Annotated in this window: 22 protein-coding genes; 14 read left to right on the top strand and 8 right to left on the bottom strand. The window is 71.7% G+C overall.

The genetic code is table 11. The features are described from left to right. The first annotated feature begins 93 nt into the window (after positions 1 to 93). From O7601_RS27640 to O7601_RS27660, 5 genes are all read left to right on the top strand, one after another. Entirely contained in the window at positions 94 to 1,893 is a 1,800-nt protein-coding gene (locus tag O7601_RS27640; protein WP_281563979.1) for a long-chain fatty acid--CoA ligase, read from the top strand. Between the two features lie 14 nt (positions 1,894 to 1,907). Further along, entirely contained in the window at positions 1,908 to 3,602 is a 1,695-nt protein-coding gene (locus tag O7601_RS27645; protein ID WP_281563980.1) for a GAF domain-containing sensor histidine kinase, read from the top strand. 7 nt (positions 3,603 to 3,609) lie between these two features. Further along, complete coding sequence (locus O7601_RS27650; protein ID WP_007072219.1) at positions 3,610 to 4,278, top strand: response regulator transcription factor; 669 nt, start codon at positions 3,610 to 3,612, stop codon at positions 4,276 to 4,278. 163 nt (positions 4,279 to 4,441) lie between these two features. Then, positions 4,442 to 5,251, top strand: a complete 810-nt coding sequence (locus O7601_RS27655) for an SAM-dependent methyltransferase (protein WP_281563981.1) — start codon at positions 4,442 to 4,444, stop codon at positions 5,249 to 5,251. Positions 5,252 to 5,330: 79 nt separating this feature from the next. Then, the gene (locus O7601_RS27660; protein ID WP_281567066.1) at positions 5,331 to 6,986 is read left to right on the top strand and encodes a bifunctional diguanylate cyclase/phosphodiesterase; all 1,656 of its coding nucleotides are present in this window, start codon (positions 5,331 to 5,333) and stop codon (positions 6,984 to 6,986) included. Between the two features lie 21 nt (positions 6,987 to 7,007). Here O7601_RS27660 and O7601_RS27665 read toward each other — a convergent pair whose 3' ends face one another. The 3 genes from O7601_RS27665 to O7601_RS27675 all read right to left on the bottom strand — a co-directional run bounded on the left by O7601_RS27665 (position 7,008) and on the right by O7601_RS27675 (position 11,082). Further along, the gene (locus tag O7601_RS27665; protein WP_281563982.1) at positions 7,008 to 8,132 is read right to left on the bottom strand and encodes a glycosyltransferase family 4 protein; all 1,125 of its coding nucleotides are present in this window, start codon (positions 8,130 to 8,132) and stop codon (positions 7,008 to 7,010) included. A gap of 76 nt (positions 8,133 to 8,208) precedes the next feature. Beyond that, the gene (locus O7601_RS27670) at positions 8,209 to 9,468 is read right to left on the bottom strand and encodes a M48 family metallopeptidase (protein WP_281563983.1); all 1,260 of its coding nucleotides are present in this window, start codon (positions 9,466 to 9,468) and stop codon (positions 8,209 to 8,211) included. 180 nt (positions 9,469 to 9,648) lie between these two features. Further along, on the bottom strand, positions 9,649 to 11,082 hold the full coding sequence (locus O7601_RS27675) for an NYN domain-containing protein (protein WP_281563984.1): 1,434 nt from the start codon (positions 11,080 to 11,082) through the stop codon (positions 9,649 to 9,651). 128 nt (positions 11,083 to 11,210) lie between these two features. On the opposite strand from O7601_RS27675, the gene O7601_RS27680 reads away from it, so the two are divergent. From O7601_RS27680 to O7601_RS27710, 7 genes are all read left to right on the top strand, one after another. Beyond that, positions 11,211 to 12,965, top strand: coding sequence for a DEDD exonuclease domain-containing protein (locus O7601_RS27680; protein ID WP_281563985.1), 1,755 nt, complete (start codon positions 11,211 to 11,213; stop codon positions 12,963 to 12,965). A gap of 129 nt (positions 12,966 to 13,094) precedes the next feature. After that, positions 13,095 to 14,882 carry an HD domain-containing protein gene (locus O7601_RS27685; RefSeq protein ID WP_281563986.1) on the top strand — a complete coding sequence of 596 codons (1,788 nt, stop codon included), beginning with the start codon at positions 13,095 to 13,097 and terminating at the stop codon, positions 14,880 to 14,882. Positions 14,883 to 14,956: 74 nt separating this feature from the next. After that, on the top strand, positions 14,957 to 15,499 hold the full coding sequence (locus tag O7601_RS27690) for an NUDIX domain-containing protein (RefSeq protein ID WP_281563987.1): 543 nt from the start codon (positions 14,957 to 14,959) through the stop codon (positions 15,497 to 15,499). After that, positions 15,496 to 16,383, top strand: coding sequence for a sugar phosphate nucleotidyltransferase (locus O7601_RS27695; protein ID WP_281563988.1), 888 nt, complete (start codon positions 15,496 to 15,498; stop codon positions 16,381 to 16,383). Before O7601_RS27690 ends, O7601_RS27695 begins: the two co-directional genes overlap by 4 nt. Before the next feature lie 87 nt (positions 16,384 to 16,470). Beyond that, positions 16,471 to 17,049 (top strand): helix-turn-helix domain-containing protein, encoded by a 579-nt coding sequence (locus O7601_RS27700; RefSeq protein ID WP_281563989.1) that lies wholly within the window; start codon positions 16,471 to 16,473, stop codon positions 17,047 to 17,049. A gap of 99 nt (positions 17,050 to 17,148) precedes the next feature. Then, complete coding sequence (locus tag O7601_RS27705) at positions 17,149 to 18,345, top strand: MFS transporter (RefSeq protein WP_348650222.1); 1,197 nt, start codon at positions 17,149 to 17,151, stop codon at positions 18,343 to 18,345. Next, on the top strand, positions 18,342 to 18,629 hold the full coding sequence (locus tag O7601_RS27710; protein ID WP_164449239.1) for an Lrp/AsnC ligand binding domain-containing protein: 288 nt from the start codon (positions 18,342 to 18,344) through the stop codon (positions 18,627 to 18,629). Before O7601_RS27705 ends, O7601_RS27710 begins: the two co-directional genes overlap by 4 nt. A gap of 48 nt (positions 18,630 to 18,677) precedes the next feature. On the opposite strand, the gene O7601_RS27715 is transcribed toward O7601_RS27710, so the two are convergent. The 5 genes from O7601_RS27715 to O7601_RS27735 form a co-directional block, all read right to left on the bottom strand. Then, entirely contained in the window at positions 18,678 to 19,355 is a 678-nt protein-coding gene (locus tag O7601_RS27715) for a DUF4142 domain-containing protein (RefSeq protein WP_281563991.1), read from the bottom strand. A 169-nt stretch (positions 19,356 to 19,524) separates the two neighbouring features. Next, positions 19,525 to 21,144 carry a ubiquinol-cytochrome c reductase cytochrome b subunit gene (locus tag O7601_RS27720; RefSeq protein WP_281563992.1) on the bottom strand — a complete coding sequence of 540 codons (1,620 nt, stop codon included), beginning with the start codon at positions 21,142 to 21,144 and terminating at the stop codon, positions 19,525 to 19,527. Continuing rightward, complete coding sequence (locus tag O7601_RS27725; protein WP_281563993.1) at positions 21,141 to 22,226, bottom strand: Rieske 2Fe-2S domain-containing protein; 1,086 nt, start codon at positions 22,224 to 22,226, stop codon at positions 21,141 to 21,143. The genes O7601_RS27720 and O7601_RS27725 overlap by 4 nt, the downstream gene beginning before the upstream one ends. 11 nt (positions 22,227 to 22,237) lie before the next feature. After that, positions 22,238 to 23,077, bottom strand: a complete 840-nt coding sequence (locus O7601_RS27730) for a cytochrome c (protein WP_210939762.1) — start codon at positions 23,075 to 23,077, stop codon at positions 22,238 to 22,240. Between the two features lie 76 nt (positions 23,078 to 23,153). Continuing rightward, positions 23,154 to 23,753 (bottom strand): heme-copper oxidase subunit III, encoded by a 600-nt coding sequence (locus tag O7601_RS27735; protein ID WP_281563994.1) that lies wholly within the window; start codon positions 23,751 to 23,753, stop codon positions 23,154 to 23,156. Positions 23,754 to 23,960: 207 nt separating this feature from the next. On the opposite strand from O7601_RS27735, the gene O7601_RS27740 reads away from it, so the two are divergent. Next, complete coding sequence (locus O7601_RS27740) at positions 23,961 to 24,878, top strand: cytochrome c oxidase assembly protein (RefSeq protein WP_281567067.1); 918 nt, start codon at positions 23,961 to 23,963, stop codon at positions 24,876 to 24,878. Between the two features lie 173 nt (positions 24,879 to 25,051). Then, positions 25,052 to 25,447, top strand: coding sequence for a hypothetical protein (locus O7601_RS27745; RefSeq protein WP_281563995.1), 396 nt, complete (start codon positions 25,052 to 25,054; stop codon positions 25,445 to 25,447). Positions 25,448 to 25,462 lie beyond the last annotated feature (15 nt).

Here is a 25,462-nt window from a genome sequence, read left to right on the forward strand (position 1 = left end):
TGTGCTCCCGGCCGACCGGGCGGGTAGGTTTCGACAGGGCCACCGGCGCAGGTGGCGGCCCGACCCCGGTCCCGTGAGCACGAGGGAGTGCAGGTGCGCGAGTTCACCGTTCCGCCGATCGTCACTGTCGGCGATTCGGCCAACCTCACCGATCCGGTCTGGGACAACGCCGAGAGCGCGCCCGACGCGGTGCAGTTCGCCCGCCGCGACGCGACGGGCGGCTGGGCCGACGTGACCTGCCAGCAGTTCCGCGACGAGGTGGCCGCGGTCGCGCGCGGGCTGGTCGCCGCCGGGGTGCAGCCGGGCGACCGGGTGGCGCTGATGAGTCGCACCCGTTACGAGTGGACGCTCGTCGACTACGCCATCTGGGCGGCCGGTGCCGTCACCGTGCCGATCTACGAAACCTCCAGCGCCGAGCAGGCGGCCTGGATCCTGGGCGACTCCGGCGCGGTGGCCGTCGTGGTGGAGACCACCGCGCACGCCACGCTGGTGGCCGGCGTCCGTGACCAGTTGCCCGCCCTGTCCCACGTCTGGCAGATCGACCTGGATGGTGTGGACAACCTGATGACCGCCGGCGCGGAGGTGGAACCGGCCGAGATCGACCGCCGCCGGGCGGCCCTGCGTTCCTCGGACGTGGCGACCATCATCTACACCAGCGGCACCACCGGCCGACCCAAGGGCTGCGTGCTGACCCACCGCAACATGTACGCCGACATCGCCAACGCCGTTCCGGTGCTGCCCAATCTGTTCGGGCCGAACGCGTCGACCCTGCTGTTCCTGCCGCTCGCGCACGCCTTCGCCCGGCTCATCCAGATCGGCGTGGTGCACGCCCGCGCCACGATGGCGCACTGCTCGGACACCAAGAACCTGGTCGCCGAGCTGCAGGACGTCAAGCCGACCTTCGTGCTCTCGGTGCCCCGCGTCTTCGAGAAGGTCTACAACGGCGCCAAGCAGAAGGCCGAGGCCGGCGGCAAGGGCAAGATCTTCGCCCGGGCCGAGGCGGTCGCCATCGCGTACAGCGAGGCGCTGGAGACGCCCGGCGGGCCCGGCCTGGCGCTACGTGCCCAGCACGCGCTCTTCGACCGGCTGGTCTACGCCAAGCTGCGGGCCGCGCTCGGCGGGCGCTGCCGCGACGCGATCTCCGGCGGCGCGCCACTCGGCGCCCGGCTCGGCCACTTCTTCCGGGGCATCGGTGTGACGGTCTGTGAGGGCTACGGCCTGACCGAGACCTCTCCCGCCGCCGCGGCCAACCTGCCCGGATTCACCCGGATCGGCACGGTCGGTCGACCGCTGCCCGGCGTGACCATCCGGATCGCCGACGACGGCGAGGTCCTCGTCGCCGGTGACCTCGTCTTCCAGGGTTACTGGCACAACGACACGGCCACCGCCGAGTCGATCACCGCCGACGGCTGGTTCCGCACCGGCGACCTGGGTTCGCTCGACAGCGACGGATATCTGACCATCACCGGCCGCAAGAAGGAGATCATCGTGACGGCCGGCGGCAAGAACGTCGCCCCGGCCGTGCTGGAGGACCAGGTCCGGTCGCATCGTCTGGTCAGCCAGTGCGTCGTGGTGGGTGACCGGCAGCCGTTCATCGCCGCGCTGGTCACCCTGGACGAGGAGGCCCTGCCGGGTTGGCTGGAATCAGCCGGGCTGCCGGCCGACACCGGCATTGAGGACCTGCGTCAGCACGAGGGGCTGCGCGCGGAGATCCAGGCCGCCGTGGACCAGGCCAACCAGTCGGTCTCCAAGGCCGAGGCGATCAAGGTCTTCCGGGTGCTGCCTCAGGACTTCACCGAGGCCACCGGGGAGTTGACCCCGTCGCTGAAGGTCAAGCGCCAGGTCGTGCACAAGACGTACGCGGCGGAAATCGCGGACATCTACCGCGGCTGACTACCATCCGTCACGTGCCCGCCTCCACATCCGCCCTGGCCCGCTCGCACCCGCTCGCCGCGGCGGCGCGCGTCGTCGTGCTCACGCTGGTCGCCGTCCTGACCCTGTTCGCCACCCGCGACGTGACACAGCTGTGGTGGATCGTCCTGCTGGCGCTGGCCGGGTTACCAGCGATGCTGGCGCCCCAGCACCGGCTCGTCGGCCCGCTGAGCCGGGTGGCGGAGGTGGTGGTGCTCGGTCTGGCGGCCAGCCAGGTCGCCGCGGTGGCCACCGTCGGCGGCCACATCGGTGGGCTGGGCGCCTCCGCGGTGCTGCCCTACCTCGCGGTGCCGGTGACCGTCACGGCGCTGCGCCGTCGCTTCCGTGAGGGCGCGGCACTGATCGCGGTGACCGCCGGCAGTCTGCTGGTCGCCGGTGCGGTCACCGAGGTCGGCGGGGTTCGCCAGCTCAGCCAGCCCGGCTACCTCGCCGTCTGCGCGCAGTGGCTGATCCTGGCCGCCCTCGGTCTCTACGCCGCCGGCACCCTGCACCGGGTGATGCAGGCCCGCCACGACAGCAAGCCCCAGCCGTACGCCGAGGCGACCCGGCTGCTGACCCAGCTGCGCACGGTGGCCCGCCAACTGCCCGGCGCCACGCTGGACCCGGGCGGCATCTCCGAGCACCTGTTGGAGGAGTTGCGCACGGTGGCCCGTACCGACCGGGGCGCGGTGCTCTCCGCCAGCGGTGGTGGCCGGTTGGTGGTGCTCGCTCAGCTCGGTGCGGACCGGGTCGACTGGGAGACCACCATCGACGCGGACTCGGCCATCGCCGACGCCTGGGCCAGCCAGCAGTCGCAGACCTCGGCCCGCTCGCAGTCCCGCTCACACCGCGGTGGGGAGGTCTCGGCGCTGATCGTGCCGCTGGTGGCCGGGTTGCGCACGGTGGGTCTGGTGGTGCTGGAGACCGACACGGCGCAGGCGTACCCGTCACCGGTGGTGGCCCAGGTGACCGGGCTGACCGGCCCGGCCGCGCTGCGTCTGGAGGCCGCCCTGCTCTTCGACGAGGTGCGCTCGCTGGCCACCAACGAGGAACGGCAGCGGCTGGCCCGGGAGATTCACGACGGGGTGGCCCAGGAACTGGTGATGGTGGGCTACGGCATCGACAACGCCCTGGCCACCGTGCACGACGACGCCGAGGAGACCGCCGAGTCGCTGCGGCTGCTGCGCCAGGAGGTGACCCGGGTGATCACTGAGCTGCGGCTGAGCCTGTTCGAGCTGCGCAGCGAGGTGGACCGGCACGGTGGCCTGGCCGCCGCCATCGCCGAGTACGCCCGCACCGTCGGCGCCTCCGGCGGGCTGCGGGTGCACCTGTCCCTGGACGAGTCCACCGCCCGGCTGCCCGCCGCGACCGAGGCCGAGTTGCTGCGCATCGCCCAGGAGGCGGTCACCAACGCCCGCAAGCACGCCGGCGCAGCCAATCTCTGGGTCACCTGTGAGGTGGACCCGCCCTACGCGCAGATCGAAGTGTCGGATGACGGTCACGGCATGGGTGACCAGCGCTCGGACGGGCACTATGGTCTTGCGATCATGGCCGAGAGAGCGGAACGTATCCGAGGCCGGTTGGAGATCAGGCCGCGGCAGCCGAGCGGGACGACCGTCGCGGTGGTGGTCGGTTCACCGCCCCGGCGCGATAACGTTCGCGGTAGCGCCGCCGCTGCAGAAGGGGAGTAAGCCGAGGATGACCACAAGCCCGACACCGGCAACCCGTACCAAGGTCCTCCTTGTCGACGATCACGATTTGATCCGCAAGGGCCTGCGGCACGCCTTCGAGCGCGACCGGCAGTTCGAGGTCGTCGGCGAGGCGGCCACGGCGGCGGAGGGCGTCCGGCAGGCCGGCGCCCTGCAGCCGGACGTGGTGATCATGGATCTGCGACTGCCCGACGGCAGCGGCCTGGAGGCCACCCGGGCACTGCGCAAGTCCAGCGCGTCGATGGGCATCGTGGTGCTCACCATGTACGCCGGCGACGACCAGCTCTTCGGCGCCCTGGAGGCCGGCGCCAGCGCGTTCGTGCCGAAGACCGCGCCGGCCGACGAGGTGGTCGCCGCCGCCCGGCACGCCGCCTCCTCCCCGAGCGCCTTCACCGCCGCCGATCTGGCCGAGGCGATGAAGCGTCGGCTCGCCCCGTCCGGTCCGCAGCTGTCCCCCCGCGAGGGACAGGTGCTGCGGCTGCTCGCCGACGGGATGAGCGTCGCCGGCATCGCCAAGCAGTTGTTCGTCAGCGAATCGACCGCCAAGACCCACATCTCGAAGCTCTACGAGAAGCTCGGCGCGGCCAACCGGGCGCAGGCGTTGATGACCGCGCTGCGGCTCGGTCTGCTTGAGGCACCGGACGCGCCGAAGTTCTGACCGGCGCGGTACCGACGGAGATCCGTGTCCCGCCGCGCCGGGACACGGATCTTCGCATTCATCGCCCTCCGACACGAACGGCTATGGCCTCCCTTGCGAAAGCGGGGCAGAATACCCGCCGGGGCGCCGTCGCCCCCGAGGGCGTGCGAAGGGGTGAGGGCATTTGCAGCGGCCGGACTGGGCACCCGAGACGATCGATGTCGAACGTCCCAGCGTCGCCCGCATGTACGACTACTATCTCGGCGGCTCACACAACTTCGCCGTGGACCGGGCGACCGCTCGCGCGATGGTGGCGGTGGTGCCGCAGGCGCCGCTGATGGCCCAGGCCAACCGCGCCTTCCTGCGCCGGGCCGTGCAGTTCCTCACCGACGCCGGTATCCGGCAGTTCCTGGACATCGGCTCCGGCATCCCCACCGTGGGCAACGTGCACGAGATCGCGCAGCGGCACGCCCCCGACTCGCGGGTGGTCTACGTCGACGTCGACCCGGTCGCCGTGGCGCACAGTCGGGAGATTCTGGCCGGCAACGACCGTACGGCGGTGATCCAGGAGGACCTGCGCCATCCCGACCGGATCCTGGCCCACCCCGACGTGCGCGCGATGCTCGACTTCTCCCAGCCGATGGCGGTGCTGGTGGTGGCGGTGCTGCACTTCGTCCCCGACGACGACCGGCCGGCCGAGGTGCTGCGGACCCTCCGGGCGGCACTGGCTCCCGGCAGCCACCTGGTCCTGTCGCAGGCCAGCGACGACGGCCGGGACGAGGCCGAGCGGGCCGAGGCCGAGGAGGTCTACCGGCGCACCGACAGCCCGCTGTTCATTCGCAGCCGGGCCGAGCTGACCGGGTTCTTCGACGGCTTCGAGTTGGTCGAGCCCGGCGTGGTGTGGGTGCCGCAGTGGCGCCCGGAAACGCCGGAGAGCGCCGAGGACGCCGAACGGGCGGTGTTCCTCGGCGGGGTCGGGCGCCTCGGTGGGTAAGCCTGCGGACGGCCGGCCCTGCGTCGGCGTGTTCGCCCGCGCCTGGGCGAAGGCGGTGTCGGGCACCAGCTATCTGCCGATGACCCACGCCCAGTTGGAGGTGCTGCTGCAGCGGCTCACCGACCTGCTCGCCGAGGCGCTGCGGGCGGAGCCGCTCGACCTGCGGGTGGGGCACAAGGTCGCCGACGAGTTGGTCGCCGCGCACATCGTCTCCGCCGAGGCGCTCGGCCGGACCGTCGAGGTGATCCAGCTTCGGTTGGTCCGCGACCTCGACCTGGTCGCCGACGACATCGAGGACCGGATGGCCCGGCTGCTGGGCGCGGTCGCCACCGGCTACGCCCGGGCGCTGCGGGACCGGACCCTCGACGAGCAGGAGTCCATCCGCCGGGCCGCGATGACCGCCCGCGTCGAGGCGGAGCAGGCCCTGCGGGCCAGCGAGGCCCGCTTCCGGCATCAGGCGACCCACGACCCGTTGACCGGCCTGCCGAATCGCACGCTCTTCGCCGAACGCCTCGCCGCCGCCGTCGACGGAACAGTCGGCAGCGGCCGTCGGGTCGGGCTGTGTTTCCTCGACCTGGACCGGTTCAAGCGGGTCAACGACTCGTTCGGGCACCAGATCGGCGACCGGGCCCTGGTGGCGGCGGCACGGCGACTGCGGCGGGCGGTCGAACCGCACCTGGTCGCGCGGCTCGGCGGGGACGCCTTCGTCGTCCTCGTCGAACGGTCCACCGGCACCGGCGACGTGGTCGCCGTCGCCGAGGCGGCGCTGGCCGCGCTCTCCGAGCCGGTGGTGGTCGACGGGCATGACGTGACGGTCACGGCGAGTGTGGGCATCGTGGAGCGGCGGGTCGCGGGGACCTCACCGGACGACCTGATGCGTGCCGCCGGCAGCACCCTGCACTGGGCCAAGTCGGCTGGCGGCGCGGGATGGGCCCTGTACGACGCGGAGCGCGACGGGCAGGAACAGGCTCGTCAGCAGCTGAGCGCGGCCATCCCGGCCGGCTTGGAGCGGGGTGAGTTCTTCCTCGACTACCAACCGTTGACCTCGTTGCACGACGGCTCGCTGCTGGGGGTGGAGGCGCTGGTCCGGTGGCGTCACCCAGAACTGGGCGTGTTGCGTCCGGACAGGTTCATCGGCCTGGCCGAGGAGACCGGGTTGATCGTGCAGCTCGGCGGGTGGGTGCTCGCCGAGGCGTGCCGTGAGGCGGTCGGTTGGACGTCCACCTCGGGCCAGCCGCCCTACGTCAGCGTCAACCTGGCGGTCCGTCAGGTCCGCCGCCCCGGTCTGGTGCAGGAGGTGCGGTCCCTGCTGCGGCGTACCGGCCTGCCGCCGAACCGGCTCCAGCTGGAGATCACCGAAAGCACGATGATGACCACCTCCGAGGAGCCGGTGCGCGCCCTTCGTGCCCTCGCCGACCTGGGCATCCGGATCGCCATCGACGACTTCGGCACCGGCTACAGCAACCTGGCCTACCTGCGGGATCTGCCGGTGACCGAGTTGAAGGTGGCCGGTGAGTTCGTCCGCGGCCTACGCACCCCGGAGGCCCGCGCCGACGAGCGGATCCTGGCCTCGCTGGTGTCGCTGGCGCACGCGCTGGACCTCACGGTCACCGCGGAGGGCGTGGAGACCGGCGGGCAGGCCGAACGGTTGCGGGCGATCGGCTGTGACGCCGGCCAGGGCTGGCACTTCGGCCGCCCCGCCTCCCCCGACCACATTCTCGCCCGCATCCGCTGAGCCACCCTTCGGCGGCCGGCCTCAGCCGGCGAGCAGTGTGGCCAGGCGTAGCGCCTGCGTCTCCCAGCGCCACTCCCGCTCCACCCAGGCCCGGCCGGCGGCGCCGAACTGCCGGGCCAGGTCCCGGTCGGCCAGCAGGGTGGCCACCCGGTCGGCGAGTTGGGCGAGGTCCCGACCGTCCACCACGTAGCCCGTCTCGCCCTGACGCACCGCGTCCGGGGCGCCGCCGGAGTCGCCGGCCACCACCGGCAAGCCGGTCGCCGACGCCTCCAGGTAGACGATGCCGAGCCCTTCGACGTCCAGGCCCCGGTTGCGGGTGCGGCACGGCATGGCGTACACGTCGCCGGCCGCGTAGTGGGCGGGCAGTTCGGCCGAGGGCACCGAGCCGGTGAAGACCACTTCCCGCTCCACTCCGGACTGGCGGGCCAGCCGGGCCAGCGTGGTCCGGTACGGTCCGCCGCCGACCACCAGCAACGCGGCGTCGGGCACCCGGCGGCGGATCAGCGGCATCGCCCGGATCAGCATGTCCTGGCCCTTGCGGGGCACCAGCCGGGACACACAGACCACCACCGGCCGGTCGGCCAGGCCGAGCCGGTGCCGCACCGCGGCGCCGTCGACGGACGGGTGGTAGACGTCGGTGTCCACGCCGGGCGCCAGCCGCCGCAGCTCGGTCAGGCCGTCCAGCGCCCGGGACAGCCGGGTGCGGGTGTACTCCCCCAGGTAGGTCACCACGTCGGTGTCCCGACCGATGCGTCGCAGCGCCGTCCGGGCCATCGGCAACGCCGCCCAGCCGACCTCGTGGCCGTGGGTCAGTGCGACCACCCGTCGGATCCCGGCCCGTCGGCGCAACCCGGCGGCGAGCAGGCCGAGCGGAGCTGCCGCGCCGAACCAGACCGTGTCGCAGCCGTACGACCGGGCCAGCCGCGCGGCCCGGCGCGCCACCAGCGGGGTGGGCAGCAGCACCTTGGTGCGCTCCCGCACCACCTCGAACGGCTGGTCGGCGTCGAATTTGTCCGCACCGGCCCAACGCGACGCGTACACCACCACCGAACCGGCCGGCTGGCGCACCGCGAGGTTGTGCACGAACGACTGGATGCCGCCCGGCCGGGGCGGGAAATCGTTCGTCACCAGCAACGTGCGGCTCATGCCGGCCCTCCGCTCCGCTGCGGGCCGCCATGAGGCACCAGGACGCTGCGTCGATGATTCGCTCGCTGACGCTCGCTCACCGGCCAACCTTTCGGGCGTACGCGCGGGCGGCGGCGATCCGTTCCACGGTGGACGGGTGGGACGCCGAGTACAGGTATTCCCAGCGGGGCGGGTCGGGGTCGGAGAGGTTTACCGCGGACAGCCGCCGCTGCATCGACTCGAACGCCGCCGGGTCTGCGGTCAACGCCAGCGCGTGCGCGTCGGCGCGGGCCTCGACCCGCCGGGACATCAGCGCCTGCACCGGGGTGAAGACCAATCCGGCCACCGTCACCAGGGCGAGCAGCAGTGGAAACGCGCGCGGTTGGGCCACCGAGTCGACACCGGCCAGGCGCAGCAGCGGTGGCCAGGAGCCGATCAGGTAGAGCGCCACCACGGCGGCGGCGGCGCCGAGCGCGCCGGTGAGGGTGCCCACCGGCACGTCCCGGTCCCGGGCGTGGCCGAGCTCGTGCGCCACCACCGCGGTCACCTCTGCCGGCGTCGCCTCACGCAGCAGGTTGTCGTAGACCACCACGCGGCGGGTGGGCCCCAATCCGGAGACGTACGCGTTGACCGCCCGGGTACGCCGGGACGCGTCGGCGACCAGCACGTCACGCACCGGCACCTTGTCGCGTTCGGCCAGCTCGATGAGCTGGCTGCGCAATGGCGACGGCTCCATCGGGCTGAACCGGTTGAAGACCGGCTCGACCAGCACCGGCAGCACGAAGGAGAGCAGCACCACCAGGGTGGCGGCGCCAGCCGCGCCGAACGCCCACCACCAGCGCGGGGCGAGTCGGATCACGGTGTAGAAGCCGAGCAGCGCCACCGCCCCGATGACGGCGCTGACCGCGTACGACTTGAGCAGGTCCACCGCCCAGCCGCCCCAGCCGTTGGTGGCCAGCCCGTAACGGGTGAGCACGCTGTGCCGCCAGGCCGCGAACGGCAGCGTCACCAGGTCGGCGACCAGCACCACGGCCAGACCGCCGAGGATCGCCTGCGCGATCCAGTGCCCGCCGAAGGGGCGCCCGGCCAACTCGACCAGGCGGCTGCCCAGCGGGGTCAACCCGAGAGCCAGCGCCACCAGCAGGCCGACGCCGAGCGCCGCCCATCCGCCGGGGCGCAACGCGGAGCGGAACTGCCGGGCTCGCTCCACCTGCTCGGTCGGCAGGTCACGCAGGGCGGCGAGCTGTTCTGCCCGGGGTGCCGGTGGGCGCTGCCAGGGGATCAGTACCAGTGCCGCCACGACCAGCGCGACGCCCAGCCCGGCCAGGGTCAGCACTGCCCACCCCCGCGGGCTCACCGCGCCACCCCGTCCGGCAGCGGCGACCCGCCGCAGCGGACGCGAACCGGTCCGTCGCCCGCCGTGCGCCTCATACCCGCCGCTCCTGTCGCCATGGGCGCCCATCCTATGTCCCGGGGTGAGCCCACCCCACGCCCGTCGGCCACCCGCACGGCGGGCTCAGGACCACCGCCGCCGGGCTCAGGACCGCGACAGCCGGCGCACCAGCGAGTCCGCACCCAGCGGGTACGCCCCGTGCCGGCGTACCCCGTCGGCGACCTCACGATCGGAGGACACCACCACCACGGGGCGGCCCGGTGGTTCGGCACGGACCAGCCGGCGGATCAACTCGTCGGCGGTCTCACCCTTGCGGGAGAACAGCACCCGTACGCCTCGCGGGGCAGGCGGCAGTCCGTGCACGCGTTCGGCGCCGTCGAAGACCACGGTGACCTCGTCGCCGGTTTGCGCGGCGATCCCGCCGAGGCCGGTGACCAGCCGCTTGCGCTGCTGCTCCAGGGACATCTCACCGAAGCCGCGTTTGGTCACGTTGTAGCCGTCGACCACCAGGTGCGCCCGGGGCAGGGCCAGCAGTTGATCCAGCCGGGCCGGGTCGTCGGTGTCCTGGGCCCGGGCCGCGGCCGCGGTGGCGGCCGGAGAATCGGCGAAGGAGTCGGCCACGAAGTCGGCGGGCAGCCTGTCGACCGGGTCCAGAGCCAGCTCCCGGCGCAGCCCGAGGGCGGCCTGACCGATCGTCTCCAGCAGCAGCCACAGCCGTGCGTCGTCGACCGAGCGGGCCTCCTTGGCGCTGCTGCGGGCCGCTCCGGCCGCCGCCTCGGCCTCGGCCAGCCGGGCCCGGGCGCGACGCAGTTCGGCGTCCGCGTCGGCGGCGGCCCGCGCGGCCCGGCCCCGCTCGGTGGCCAGCAGCTCGTTCGCCCGGCGCTCGCGGGCCTGGTTCTCCCGCAGGGTACGGGCCAACTGCCGGGCCTCCTCACGCAGCTGGCCCAACTCCTCGCGCACCCGGGCCAGCTCGTCGCGGAGTTTGTCCGCCTCCACGCGGGCCACTGCCCGGTCATGCTCGGCCCGAGTGGCCCGTTGCTCGGCCTGCCGGACCAGTTCGGCCACCACCGCCGTGTCCGCCTCGGCGCGGACCGCCGCCCCGCTGGCGTCGATCAGCTCCCGCCAGCCGCGCGGGCGGGCCAGGTAGGCCAGGGCGGCCACCTCGACCGGGTCGGCGGCGGCGGGGGCGGTGCCCTCCACCACGGCCGTACCCAGGTCACCAGCGTCGGTCAGGACCCGGGCGGTGACCCGCTGCCGGAACAGCGGATCGGCGGCGAGCTGGGCGGCGATCGCCGGCGCACCGAGCCGGGCGCGTCGATTCGGGGCGAACTTGGCGACCCGGCGCAACGGCACGGGCACCTCGTCACCGGGCAGACCCGGCAGCACGGCGGCGGTGAGCGAGACGATCCGCTGTCGCACCGGCTCGGGCAGGCTCGGCTCCGGCTCCGGCTGCCCGGACTCCACCGGCCCGGAGTCCGGCCCCGCCGGGGCCTCGGTGACATCGTCACCGGCCGCGGGCACCGCGACGACCTGCTCCTCCTGGGGGAGGTTGTCGTCGTGCGGCTCGGTGAGGGGCATGTGGCAAGTCTCCCACCGCGACCGGGCCCACCGCCCGGTGAGTGAGCCGATCTCTCATCCTAGACCCGGTAGTTGCCGGTGGGACGGATGGGGCGCGAGTGTCGGACCGGACCGTTACGGTGCCGCGGATGGCAGCACAGGAGTTCCTGCAACCGGCGCTGGCCGGGCTCGATCCGACCGTCGGCGGTGTCGACCCGGCCCTGCCGCTGTACGCGACGACGTTCGTGGTGGTCGACCTGGAGACCACCGGAGGGGCTCCCGACGGTGGCGGCATCACCGAGATCGGCGCGGTCAAGGTGCGCGGCGGTGAACAACTGGGGGTGCTGGCCACCCTGGTCAATCCCGGGGTGCCGATCCCGCCCTTCATCACCGTGCTGACCGGCATCACCCAGGCGATGCTGCTGCCGGCACCGCCGATCGAGCAGGTGCTGCCGAGCTTTCTGGAGTTCGTCTCGGATGCCGTGCTGGTCGCCCACAACGCGCCCTACGACGTCGGCTTCCTGAAGGCTGCCTGCGCGAAGCACGGCTACCGCTGGCCGAACCCGCGGGTGCTGGACACCGCGGCGCTGGCCCGGCGGGTGCTGCTGCGCGACGAGGTGCCCAACCGCAAGCTCGGCACCCTCGCCGCGTACTTCCGCGCCGCCACGCAGCCGACCCACCGGGCCCTGGACGACGCCCGGGCGACCGTCGACGTGCTGCACGGGCTCATCGGACGCCTCGGCGGGCACCGGGTCGACACCATCGGCGACGCCATCGAGTTCGCCCGGGCGGTCACCCCGACCCAGCGTCGCAAGCGGCACCTGGCCGACGGCCTGCCCCGCTCCCCCGGGGTCTACATCTTCCGGGCCGCCGACGACCGACCGCTCTACGTCGGCACCTCGCGGGACATCGCCACCCGGGTGCGCAGCTACTTCACCGCGGCGGAGAAACGCGCCCGGATCTCGGAGATGCTTGCCGCCGCCGAACGGGTCGAGGCGGTGGAGTGCGCACACTCGTTGGAGGCCGAGGTGCGGGAGCTGCGACTGATCGCGGCGCACGCGCCGCCGTACAACCGACGGTCGAAGTACCCGGAGCGGGTGGTCTGGCTGAAGCTGACCGACGGGCCGTACCCCCGGTTGTCGGTGGTCCGGGAGATCTCCCCGAGCGACCGCGCCTACCTCGGCCCGTTCGCCTCGCGACGCGCCGCCGAGCTGGCCGCCGCCGGTTTCCACGACGCGGTCCCGCTACGGCAGTGCACCCACCGGCTGTCGCTGCGCACCGTCACGCCGGCCTGCGCGCTGGCCGAGCTGGGCCGCTGCCCGGCCCCCTGCGAGCACCGGATCTCTCCGGAGGAGTACGCCGCCCGGGCGGTCACGCCGTTCGCCACCGCCACCACCGGCGATCCGCAGCCGGTGGTGGACGCCCTGCTCGCCCGGATCGAGGCGCTCTCGGCCGGCCAGCGCTACGAGGACGCGGCAGTGCTGCGCTCCCGCCTCGCCGCGGTGCTGCGGGCCACCGTGCGCATGCAGCGTCTCGCCGCGTTGAGTGGGCTCGCCGAGGTGGCCGCCGCCCACCCGGCGGCCGGCGGCGGCTGGGAGCTGGCGCTGGTCCGGCACGGGCGGCTCGCCGGGGCCGGGGTGTCCCCGCCCGGCGTCCACCCTCGACCGACGTTGGCCGCCATCCGGGCCACCGCCGAGACGGTGCCACCCGGGCACGGCCCGGTCCCGGCCGCCAGCCCGGAGGAGTCCGAGCGGATCCTGTCCTGGTTGGAGCGACCGGAGACCCGGCTGGTCGAGATGTCAGCCGGTTGGTCCTCTCCGGTGGCCGGCGCGGCACGGTTCCGGGACCTGTTGACCAAGGCCGAGAACGCGGCGTCCCGGCAACTCTGGTCCGAACGCTCATGAGCAACTGTCCGATCGGACTACGTCGACTCACTTACTCTGTTAAGGAAGTGCAGTCCTGCCCGTTTCGAGGGTCTGCTCCCGCTTGCCGGAATCCGGTGGTGGCGCAGCAGGCGTGAGGGGGTGTCCCAGGTGGACGTCAACGCCGGACACGGCGGCGCCCTGGGCGGTGCGCTCCCGACACAGCCCGGCGAGCTGCCCCTGACCAGACGACTCCGATCGCTGCTGACCTGGCCGAGCGCCGAGACCGAACCGGTCGGCCAGCTGGTACGCACCCACCGCGCCATTCACGCCGGCGCCGACCCGGCGGTGCTGCGCCGCGCATACACCATCGCGGACAACATGCACCGCGGCCAGTTCCGCAAGAGCGGGGAACCGTTCATCACCCATCCGCTGGCGGTCGCCGAGATCTGCGCGGAACTGGGCATGGACACCACCACCCTGGTCGCGGCGCTGCTGCACGACACGGTGGAGGACACCCGCTACACGTTGCAGGCCCTCGCGGAGGACTTCGACCACGAGGTCGCCCACCTGGTCGACGGGGTGACCAAGTTCGACAAGGCGTTCTACGGGCAGGCCGCCGAGGCGGAGACCATCCGCAAGATGATCATCGCGGCCGGCAAGGACGTCCGGGTGCTCATCATCAAACTCGCCGACCGGCTGCACAACATGCGCACCCTGGGCGTACGCTCGGCCGCCTCCCGCGAGCGGATCGCCCGCAAGACGCAGGAGGTGCTGGTACCGCTCTGCGACCGGCTGGGCATCCAGACCCTGAAGCGGGAGTTGGACGACGTGGTGCTGCTGCACCTCGAACCGGACGAGCACGCCCGCATCGCGCGGCACGTGCACGACCGGCCCGGCTGGGACGGCTACCTCGCCGAGGTGGTCGCGCAGGCCAGGGTGGCGCTGCGGCGCAGCCGGGTGGACGCCGAGGTGGCCCCGCGACCCCGGCACCTCTACTCGATCTGGAAGGACACCGTGGCCGGCGGTCACACCGCCCCGTTCGACCTGCCCCGGATCACCATCGTGGTGGATGGCCCGGCGACCGATTGTTATGCGGCACTCGGCGCCGTGCACGGCGTCTGGCGGCCGGTGCCGGGTCGGTTCAAGGACTTCATCGCCTCACCGAAGAACAACCTCTACCGATCCCTGCACACCAGCGTCTGCGGGCCGAAGAACCGCACGGTCGAGGTGCTGATCCGCACGACGGAGATGCACCGCGCGGCCGAGTACGGGGTGGCCGCTGACTTCCGCTTCCCCCGCTCCGGCGGGACGACGGCCCGCCCGGGGCAGCTCGACTGGCTGCGGCGGGTGCTGGACTGGGAGCAGGATGCGGCCGACCCTGCCCAGTTCCTCCACTCGCTGCGCTGCGACCTGTCCGAGGCGCAGATCCAGGTGGTCGCCGAGGGACGGCAGATCGTGCTGCCGGCCGGTGCCACCCCGGTCGACCTGGCGTACGAGCTGGGTACGGACCGGGGGGAACGGTGCCTGGCGGCCCGGGTCAACGGTCGGCTGGTGCCGCTCTCCTCAGAACTTGAGGAGGGCGACGTGGTGGAGATCTTCACCGAGACGGACGAGGAGAGCAGCCTCGACGCCGAGGTGGCTCCCCGTGGGCCGCGTCGCGAGTGGCTGGGGTTCGTCAAGTCACCGCACGCGCAGATGCAGATCAACAGGTGGTTCGCCGAGCACAGCGAGCCGGGCATCTCGATCAGCGACAAGGTACGCCTGGGCCGTGCCACCATCGGACTGGCCCTGCGTCAGCACAACCGAGGGCTGGCCAGCGATCTGCCGCTGCTGCGGCTGTCGGAAGAACTCGGCTACCCGGACCTGGAAACTCTGCTGGTCGCGGTCTTCGACCGGGTCATCGAGCCGGACGCCGTGGTACGTCAACTCATCGACCTGGTCGACCACCGTCAGTGACCGCCCGGGCCCCACGCGGTACTCGGCGTGGTCCTCGTGGCGCGAGCCCGCCTCACGGCCACTAGCCTGGGGTCATGATCCCCCGTACCCGCCGCACCGGGCGCGCCGTCGCGTACCAGGTCTTCTACCGGTTGCCATTGCCGGTCCGACGTCGGCTGGTCCGGATGGCCGTGCCCAAGTACATCGTCGGCGCGGTCACCCTGCTGCGCGACAGTGAGGCCGAGGGCGCGGGACGGTTGCTGCTGCTGCGCCAGCCGCCCGGCCGGGGCTGGACCCTGCCGGCGGGGCTCCTGCAACGCGGCGAGAACCCCGCCGTGGGCGCCGCCCGGGAGCTGTACGAGGAGAGCGGTGTCCGCCTCTCCCCCACCCGGCTGACTCCGGCGGTGCCCAACGCCATCGTGCACGCCAAGGGCTGGGTGGACGTGGTGTTCACCGCTGAGGTGCCGGCATCGAGCACCGAGCTGAGCGTCGACGGCGCGGAGGTGTTCGAGGCCGCCTGGCACCCGCTTGACGATCTACCGAAGCTGACCTGGCCGACCGCCCGCCTGCTGGCGTACTACGACATCGGTCCGCTGGCCGGGCAGTTCCCGCCACCGCTGCCCGACACGACGCCATGACCCGGGCCGAGGGCGCAGCGAGCGGCAGTCGGCCCACCGCGCCCTCCGACGGCCTCTGCGCGGTGGTGCTCGCCGCCGGTGCGGGCACCCGGCTGCGCCCGCTGACCGAACGGACACCCAAGGCGCTCTGCCCCGTCGGCAACGTGCCCCTGCTGGACCGGGCGCTGGCCCGGCTCGCCGGTCTCGGCCTGAACGGCCCGGCGGCGGTCGCGGTCAACGCCTGCTACCTGGGCGACCAGGTGGTCGAGCGGGTGGGCACCCGGGCGCACCTCTCGGTGGAGCCGGGCAGTCCGCTCGGCACTGCGGGCGGTGTGGGACGGCTGCGGGACTGGATCGACGGCCGGGGGGCGCTGGTCGGCAACGCCGACGCCTACCTGGCCGATCCGGCGGCACCGCCCGGCCCCGACATCGCCGCGCTGCTCGACGGCTGGGACGGCGACTCGGTACGCCTGCTCGGCCAGCCGGCCACCGACCCGGGCGCGCCGGGCACCTTCGACGGGCACGTCTTCACCGGTTTCTCACTGTTGCCGTGGCGGCTGGTCCGCGACCTGCCCGCCACCTTCGGCGACCTGGTACGCGCGGTGTGGCGTCCGGCCGAGGCCGCCGGCCGGCTGACCGTGGTCCGCTACCGAGGCACCTTCATCGACACCGGCACCCCGGCCGACTATCTGGCCGCGAACCTGCACGCCGCCGGTGACGGCTGCCTGATCGACCCGGCCGCCACCGTCACCGGCCCCTGCCATCGCTCGGTCGTGGGTGCGGGTGCCACCGTCCGGGGTGCGGTCAGCCGCAGCGTGATCTGGTCGAACGCCGTCGTCGGCGCCGACGAGGACCTGCACGAGGTGATCCGCGTTGGCGCCGACCTGACCGTCCCGGCGATCTGACCTGCCAACGCCGACACCCGAGCGCATGGTGCGTTGCTTACAGAAAATTCTTTGCAGAAAACTCTCTGCATAGTTAGCCTGTCGTGCATGACCGATCCTCGCCACGAGCGACGGGTGTCCGATCCCGCAGATCTCAAAGCGGTGGCCCACCCGCTTCGAGTGCGGCTATTGGCCGCGCTGCGGGAGCACGGCCCCGCCACGGCCACCGAACTCGCCCGCCTGCTCGACACCGAGTCCGGATCGACCAGCTACCACCTGCGCATCCTGGCCCGACACGGGTTCGTCACGGAGTCCACGCTCGGGCGCAGACATCCCCGAGAACGGCGCTGGGCGGCTGTGCACCGCACGACCGGTTGGAGCAACACCGAGCTCTCGGCGAGCGACGCCGGTCGGCAGGCTGCGGCGATGATGCGGCGTCGACAGGTCGAGGTGCTCATCGGCGATGTCGAGCACTTCGAGGCGCACCTGAACGACCTGGATCCGGCCTGGGTGGAGGCGGCAGGTATCGGCGACATCGTGACGCGGCTCAGCCGCTCCTCCATGGCCGAGCTGTGGGACCGTTTCTATGCCCACCTCGATGAGCTGAGCGCACGGGACGAGGCCGATCCGGCTGCGGTCACCGTGTCCATCGTGGTGGCCGGCTTTCCCCGGGCCGAACGTCGATGAGCATAGACGCAGCCCGACGCCGGTACGCCTCGCTGAACTTCCTGCTGTGGCTACCGACCGGGCTCCATCTGGTGCCTCTCGTGCTGCTGATGCTCGACCGTGGGCTGTCGGTGCCCACGATCGCGCTCGTCACCGCGGTGTACGGCCTCACCATCGCGCTGCTCGAACTGCCCACCGGGGGGGCTGGCGGACGCGATCGGACGCCGTCCCGTACTCGTCGCCTCGGCGGTGGCCGGCGCGGGCGGCCTGCTGCTGCTGGGCCTGGCCGACACGATCGCCCTGTTTCTGGCCTCGGCAGTGCTGCGCGGCATCGCCCGCGCGTTGTCGACCGGTCCGCTGGAGGCGTGGTACGTCGACACCGTGCACGCTCACGCCGGCCGCGATGTCGACCTGACCGGCGGTCTGGCCAGAGGTGAGGTCGCCGGGTCGCTGGCACTGGCGGTCGGCACGCTCACCGGCGGTCTGCTGCCACTGGTCCTGGATGGCACCGACACGCTTCCCGCGCTGGCCGTGCCGGTGCTGGCAGCGGCCGGGGTCGAGGTGCTACGGGCCCTGGTGACGGCCCGGCTGGCCGAGCCGCCCCACCCACGCCCGAAGCTGGCGGCCGTGGTGCGGCACGTGCCCGCCACCGTCGTCGCCGGGTTACAGGTGTCGGCACGGGACCGGGCACTGACCCGGGTGTTGCTGGCGGCCGGCGGAGCAGGAATCGCGCTGGGCACCATCGAACTTCTCACCCCGGCCTGGCTGGCCGACCTGACCGGCGGTCCTACCGCGGCTGCCACGTACGCGGTCGTCGCAGCCGCGGGATTCGGCGCCGACGCCGTCGGCGGCATGATCGCCGGTTGGGTCGTACGGAGTTGCGGGTCGCACGCGCGGGCGGCAGCGACCGGAGTGGTGGTATCCGCGCTGTCCCTGCTCGGGCTCGCCGGTTGCGCCCTGTTGCGGGGACCGGGTGCCATGGCGCTCGCCGGGCTGGCCTACTGTCTGCTCTTCGTCGGTCTCGGCGCGGCCTTTCCCGCACAGGCGAAGCTGCTCCACGACCGCGTCGAAGCGACCGAACGGGCCACCGTGCTGTCTGTGCAGTCACTGGTCATGCAGGTCCTGGGGGCGGTGGGGCTACCGCTGATCGGTTGGCAGGCCACCCGGCACGGCATCGAAGCAGGTTACCTGCTCGGCGCGGCGGTGCTGTTCGCGTCCGCCGCCCTCTTCGTGCGCCTACCCGCCACAGCCCCGCACGCTGCTGCCGGCACACCGCCTAGCATGGGCGAGTACGCCGACGAACGGAGAGTTCCGTGATCACCGCGATCGTGCTGATCGACTGCGCCACCGACTCGATCCCCGAGGTGGCCGAGGCACTGGCGAACCTGCCGGGGGTCAGCGAGGTCTACTCGGTTGCCGGGCACGTCGACCTGATCGCCATGGTCCGGGTCCGCGAGTTCGACGAGATCGCCCAGATCATCGCGGGCAGCATCTCCAAGGTGCCGGGCGTGCTCAACACCGAGTCGCACATCGCCTTCCGCGCGTACTCGCGGCACGACCTGGAGGAGGCCTTCGCCATCGGGCTGGGCAGCACCGACTGAGCCGGTCCACCCCGCACGGGGTGGACCGGCTCGTCGCGTACCGCCGGGTCAGCTCTGCTGCGGCGCCGGGGTCTCGGTGACGGTGCCACCCGGAACCGGGGCCTCCTCGGTGAAGGTCTCACCCGGGGTCGGCGTGGTGCCGCCCGGAGCCGGCACGGTGCCACCCGGGCTGGGCGTACCGCTCGGGCTGGTCTCCGGGACCGGGATGCCGAGTTCCTCGGCCAGCATCACCAGGGCGTCGTAGTGCGCCTGCAGGACCGGCAGCGCGGTCTGCGCCAGCTGGACCACCTGCGATTCGGTACCCTGCGAGATCTCCGTCTGGGTCGCCTGGATGGCCTGGACGTGGCCGGCCAGTTCCTGGGTCACCCAGAGCCGGTCGAACTCCTCACCGCTGGCGTTGTTGAGCTGGTCGAGACCGTCCTGCTGATCAGTGGTGGGCTCGCTCGGCAGCTCGACGTTGAGCTGTCCGGCCAGATCCTGCACCGACTGGTCCAGCTCGGTGTGATCCGTGACGAACTGCTGCCCCAGCTCCTTGACCTGCTGGTTCTGACCCTTCTCCTGGGCCAGCTCGCCGGCGGCGATCTCGTACAGGTTCACCTGGTGGACCGCCTGCAGATACTGCGTGTCCTGTTCCGACGGCTGCGCCGCCGCCTGCGCCGCCGCGGCGGGCGCGACGCCCACCAGCACCAGCGCGGCCAGCAGGCCGAGGCGTTTGATACCCAACATGCTTCCTCCCCGTTGAGACGTTGGACCGCACGGATACCCGGCTGGCCGGGGTTATTCCTGCGATCCGGCGACGACGGGAAGCGGCGCCGACGTGTCCGGAAGAGGCAAAAACCAACGTGGCGCCCACCGGAACTGGTCCGGCGGGCGCCACGTCACGTTGCCACGAATCTCAGCTGCGGGTCTCCCCGCTGGTGATCTCCTCCCGCTCCGGGCGCGGCTCGACCGGCGGGTGCCCGGGCGAGACCGGAGCCTCGACCGGCCGCTCGATCGGGTAGAAGAAACCGCGGATGGCCGGGCCGAGCGCACCGAGCCGGTTCATCTTCTTCGGTACCACCCAGCCGGCGTAGTCCAGCTCGCCGTGCCCGTTGCTCGCGCTGAGCGGCTGGTGCACCTCGACGAACCGGCCGTCCGGCAGTCGCCGGATGATGCCGGTCTCCACGCCGTGGGCGAGAACCTCCCGGTCGTGCTGCTGCAAGCCCAGACAGATCCGGTAGGTGACGTAGTACGCCAGTGGCGGAAGGAGCAGCAGACCCACCCGACCGGCCCAGGTCATCGCGTTCAGGCTGATGTGGAACTTGTCGGCGATGACGTCGTTCGCGCCCGACAGGGTCAGGATCACGTAGAACGTGAGGGCCATGACGCCCAGACCGGTGCGGAACGGGACGTCGCGGGGACGCTGGAGCAGGTTGTGACTGCGGTAGTCCTTCAGGTGGCGGGCCTCCATGAAGGGATAGAGCAGGGATATCGCCACCAGGATGCCGGGTAGCACCACTGTCGGCCAGAACAGCGGTGGGATCACATATCCCTCGCCGATGGGTATGGTGATCTCCCAGTCCGGCATCAGGCGGGTCGAACCGTCGAGGAACATGACGTACCAGTCCGGCTGGCTGGCGGCCGAGACCACCCACGCCTCGTACGGGCCGAACAGCCAGACCGGGTTGATCTGGAACAGGCCACCCATCAGCGCGATCACGCCGAAGACGACCATGAAGAAGCCGCCCTGCTTGATCGCGTAGCGCGGGAACATCCGCTCGCCGACCACGTTGCCGTTCGTGCGACCCGGCCCCGGCCACTGGGTGTGCTTCTGCTTGAACACCAGGCCCAGGTGCACGGTGATCAACGCCACCAGCAGCCCTGGGATGAGCAGCACGTGGGCGATGAAGAACCGGCTGATGATGATCGTGCCGGGGAACTCGCCGTTGAAGACCGCCGCGGTGACCCAGGAGCCGATCACCGGAATGGACAGCATGATCGCGGAGGCGATCCGCAGGCCGGTGCCGGACAGGCCGTCGTCCGGCAGCGAGTAGCCGGTGAAGCCGGCCAGGAAGCCGACCCAGAACAGCAGCGAGCCGATGATCCAGTTGGTCTCACGCGGCTTACGGAACGCGCCGGTGAAGAAGACCCGCAGCATGTGCACCACGATCGCCGCCATGAACAGCAGCGCCGCCCAGTGGTGCATCTGGCGCATGATCAGGCCACCGCGGACATCGAAGGAGATGTCCAGCGTCGAGGCGTACGCGGCCGACATCGGCGTGCCCCGCAGTGGGGCGTAGCTGCCGTTGTAGATGACCTCGGTCATCGCCGGCTCGAAGAAGAACGTCAGGAAGACACCGGTCAGCAGCAGGACGATGAACGAGAAGAGCGCGATCTCGCCGAGCAGGAAGGACCAGTGGTCCGGAAAGACCTTGTTGAGCAGTCGGCGCAACGGAGTCGCCACCTGGAAGCGGTCGTCGACCGCCCGGGCGGTGTTTCCCGGCACCGCTGCCACGTCAAACTTTCGCCGCTTCACGGCCGCTCCCAGAAGTCGGGCCCGACGGGTTCAGTGTAGTCGGACGTAGCCACGAAGTAACCCTCGGCGTCCACCTCGATCGGCAGCTGCGGCAGCCGCCGGCTGGCCGGACCGAAGACGGGCTTGGCGTTGTCGGTGATCAGGAACTGCGACTGGTGGCACGGGCAGAGCAGCCGGTTGGTCTGCTGTTCGTACAGGCTCGCCGGGCAGCCGGCGTGCGTGCAGATCTTCGAGTAGGCGGCGTAGTTGCCCCACATGTGGCCGCCGTGGCCCTCGCGCTCGTTGTTGCGCCGCGACTCCACGGCGTCGTCCTCGCGCAGGTGGATCAGCAGGGTGGGCGAGTCGGCGTACCGGTTGCTGACCCCGTGCTCCACGCCCGGGAAGACGGTGATCTGACCACCGGCGCTGATGTCGGCCGGCCGGATGGGCCGGCCGTCCTCGCGGACCAGCCGGATCTTCTGACCGTCCCGGGGGGCGAACCCGGTGGTCATCATCTGGTCGTCCTTGTGCGGGTTGGAGATCAGCCCGCCGACCAGGGGCGCCGCGGCGACAGCGCCGACCGGCAGCAGCCCGGCCAGCAGCGACACCCCCAGCAGCGGCCGACGCTTCACCCCCAGCTCGTCGGCCATGTACGCCATGGTCTCGCCGGTGATCCGCTGGTCCTCGGCAGGCACCGCCCCCTCGTGCCGGTCCTGGATCGACACCTCCTTGGGCAGCAGCTTCTTGCCCCAGGTGAGGATGCCGAAGCCGATGCCGAGCAGGGCTACGCCGAGAGTCACCCCGAGCAGCGGGGTGTAGAGCTTGTCGCCGCCGCGGCCCGGCTCGTACTCCCAGGGCCACCAGATGTAGATGGCCAGGAAGGCGGTCGCCGCCAACCCGGTGAGCAGGAAGAAGCCCGCCACCGTGCGGACCAGCCGTCGTTCGGCCTTGGTACCGGGGGCCACCTGCGGCTCATAGTGGACGATCTCGATGTCGTCCCGCCGGGCGCCTTCCCGGACGATGTCGAACCGGCTGAGCCGAGGGTCGTTCACGTCGAGCGGCTCTGCGCCCGGCAGGGCCTGCTGCCCGGTCTGGCTGCTCATGGTCCCCCCGCTCACGACTTGCCCGCGATCCACAGGCTGGCGAAGACCAGCGCGACGATACCGACGAGGAAGATCGCCACTCCCTCGGTGGAGGGTCCGTACCGGCCCAGGTTGAACAGGCCGCCCGGGTCGCCGTCGTCCTTCAGCGTCTGCTGGATGTAGGCGATGATGTCCGCCTTCTGCTCCGGCGTGATCTGGTTGTCACCGAAGACCGGCATGTTCTGCGGGCCGCTGAGCATCGCCGCGTAGATCTGCCGGTCGGTGGCCGGCCGCAGGCTCGGCGCGTACTTGCCCGAGGAGAGGGCGCCGCCGCCGCCGCTGAACGCGTGGCACTGCGAGCAGTTGATCCGGTACAGCTCACCGCCGATCGCGACATTGCCGTCGGCGTGCAGGTTGTCACCGGCCGGCACGACCGGGCCACCGCCAAGCTCCTGGATGTACGCCGCGAGCTGGTCGATCTCGTCGCGGGTGAAGACCTCGGGCTTGCGCGCCGCCTGGGCCTCCTGCCGGGCCATCGGCATCCGACCGGTGCCGACCTGGAACTCCACGGAGGCGGCGCCGACGCCGATGAGGCTCGGCCCGCGCCCCTCGACCCCCTGCGCGTTGCGACCGTGACAGGTCACACAACTCACGTCGAACAGCGCCTTGCCGTCGGCGGCGGCGGTACTCAGCGGCGGGTTCTCTTGAGCGGCGGCGCCGGGCGCGAGGACGGTGTAGGCGCCGCCGGCCAGCATCAGCGCGGCGACCAGCCGGACCGCAGCACCCAGCCGGCGGCGGCCCCTGCTGGGCGCCCCGGGCCGCCCGCGCAGCCGCGCGAGCAGACCGCGTCGGCGGTCGTTGTCAGAAGTCATGACCTGTGTCCTTAACCGGTTGGACCTTGTGTTGCGGGGGGTGAAGCAGCGGCAAGGCGGCTGGCGCGCGCCAAGATCACTGAAGCCAGTAGATCATGGCGTAGAGCGCGATCCACACGACGTCGACGAAGTGCCAGTAGTACGACACCACGATCGCGGCGGTGGCCTGAGCCGGCGTGAACCGGCCCATGGTGGTACGGACCATGAAGATCACGAAGGCGATCAGACCCCCGGTGACGTGCAGACCGTGGAAGCCGGTGGTCAGGTAGAACATCGACCCGTAGCCATCACTGTTGATCTTGACGCCGTGGTGCACCAGCTCGCGGTACTCGTTGAGCTGGCCGAGCACGAAGATCAGACCCATCACGAAGGTGATCGTGAACCAACGGCGCAGCGCGTGGACGTCACCCTTCTCGGCGGCGAACACGCCGAGCTGGCAGGTCACCGAGGACAACACCAGGATCACCGTGAAGGTGGTCGCGTACGGGATGTTGAGGACCTCGGTGTGCTCCGCCCACTGCTCCGGCGCCGCTGCGCGGATGGAGAAGTACATCGCGAACAGCGCCGCGAAGAACATGAGTTCGCTGGAGAGCCAGACGATCGTCCCGACGCTGACCATGTTGGGACGCGTCAGGGAGTGGATCCGGCTCTTGTCAATGGCTGGGGCCGCAGTCACGCGGTCATTATTGCCGTTCACCACGGCCGGCGATCAGCGGGGGGTGAAACCCGGGCCAGGAGTGGCCCGATCGGTACCGTCCGGTTCGCCTGACCTAGGCTGATTGGTGTGCTGCACGTCGACCCGATCACGTTGGCCGCTCCGACCGCGCCGCTGCTCACCACGGCCGTGACGGGCTCGGCCGTGACGGGCTCGGCCGGGACCGAGGTGACGACCAGTGCCCTGACGGTGGCGGCCGAGTCGACGCCGCCGCCGTTCTCCGTCACCGCCGTGTTCACCGAGGCGCGGCTGGACAGCTGGCTCGCCGTCGGCCTGGTCCTCGCCGCCGGTCTCTACCTCTACGGGGTGTACCGGCTGCGGTTGCGCGGCGACCGCTGGCCGGTCGCCCGGACCATCTTCTTCCTCGGCCCCGGCCTCGGCGGCATCGCCTCGGTGACGGTCACCGGGCTGGAGACATACGACACCGCGCTGCTGTCGGTGCACATGGTGCAGCACATGGTGCTGTCCATGGTCTCGCCGATCTTCCTGGCGCTGGGCGCGCCGGTGACCCTGGCCCTGCGTACCCTGCCGACCGGCCCGCGCAAGCGACTGCTCGCGGTGGTGCACAGCCGGATCGCCCGGATCTACACCTTCCCGCTGGTGGCGTTCGCCATCTTCGTGGTGAACCCGTTCGCGCTCTACTTCACCGACCTGTACCGCTACACGCTGGAGCACGCCTGGGCGCACGAGGTGGTGCACGCGCACTTCATCATGACCGGCTGCGTCTTCTTCTGGCCGCTGCTCGGCCTGGACCCGCTGCCGGGACGCTGGCCGTACCCGGGGCGGGCGCTGCTGATGCTGCTGTCGGTGCCGTTCCACACCGTGCTCGGGCTGACGATCATGCAGAGCACCACCCTCTTCGCCGGCGACTGGTACCCCTCGCTCGGGCTGACCTGGGCCGACCCGTGGGAGGACCAGGTGCTCGCCGGCGGCATCCTGTGGGCCGGTGGCGAGTTCGTCAGCGTGACGATGCTCGCAGTCCTGGTGGTGCAGTGGATGCGCCAGGCCGAGCGGGAGGCCCGCCGGATCGACCGCGAGCTGGACCGCCAGGAGGCCCGCCGCCGAGCGGCGGAAACCACTGCCTGAGGGCGGCCCGGCAACCGGCCGGGGCGGCGTGTCGCGCGCACCACACCGACCGGTACGATCAGCCACGCAGCTACGAAGTGGGAGCCGTTGGAAGCCATGAGCGAGCACAACGAGCGAATCAGGCTCAGTGCCATGGTGCCTCAGGACGGCACGAAGCGAAGCGGAGTGTCGGCATGAGCGACCGTCTGTGCACCGTCCTGCTCTACAGCGACGACCCGCAGGTGCGGGACCGGATGCGGCTCGCCGTCGGCACCCGCCCCGCGGCCGACCTACGGGTCGAGTTCGTCGAGGCGTCCAGCTACGCCGAGTGCGTCCGACTTGTCGACGACTACGAGATCGACCTGATGCTGCTCGACGGCGAGGCGACCCCCGGCGGCGGCATCGGCATCGCCCGGCAGATCAAGGACGACCGTGACGACGCCCCGCCGACCTGCGTGGTGATCGCCCGCGCCGCTGACCGCTGGCTGGCGTCCTTCGCCGAGGTCGACGCCACTCTGGTGCACCCGCTCGACCCGGTCACCACCGCCGCCACCGTAACCGAGCTGCTGCGCGCGGGCGCACCCGCCTGACGTCCCACTCCGGCA

The sequence above is a fragment of the Verrucosispora sp. WMMD573 genome (assembly GCF_027497175.1).
GTDB lineage: Bacteria > Actinomycetota > Actinomycetes > Mycobacteriales > Micromonosporaceae > Micromonospora.